Below are 559 nucleotides of genomic sequence, written 5' to 3'. Positions count from 1 at the left end.
GATTGTTGCGAAGCTCGATACTAATTCTGCTGCCAAAGATGCTGAAAAGCTCAATGCCAAAGATGCATTTGACGTGCTTGTGATCGGTGGTGGCCCTGCAGGCAACACTTCTGCAATCTACGCAGCACGTAAAGGTATTAAAACAGGAATCGTTGCTGAACGCATGGGTGGTCAGGTCATGGACACCATGGACATTGAAAACTTTACATCAGTGCAAAAGACGCAAGGTCCTAAGTTTGCGGCTGAAATGGAAGCACATGTTCGTGAATACGGTGTCGACATCATGAACTTACAACGTGTGTCTGACATTAAAGGTTCAGATGAAACTGCCAACGGTTTAGTTGAAGTGACTTTAGAGAATGGTGCAAAACTTGAATCGAAAACGGTCATCCTGTCTACAGGTGCACGTTGGAGAGAAATGAATGTACCAGGTGAGCAAGAATACAAAACACGTGGTGTTGCGTACTGCCCACACTGTGATGGCCCATTGTTCAAAGGTAAACGTGTGGCTGTGATCGGTGGTGGTAACTCTGGTGTTGAAGCGGCAATTGACTTGGCT

1 protein-coding gene is annotated in these 559 nt (G+C 46.2%); it reads left to right on the top strand.

The features are described 5' to 3' along the window. The coding region (locus tag AC1M9N_RS14470) for an FAD-dependent oxidoreductase (RefSeq protein ID WP_481954972.1) at positions 1 to 559 on the top strand (559 nt) is incomplete at both ends.

Source organism: Acinetobacter sp. ANC_7655 (assembly GCF_056784015.1).
The sequence above is the reverse complement of the archived record's forward strand: the minus strand, read 5'-3'. Positions and strand labels throughout refer to the sequence as shown.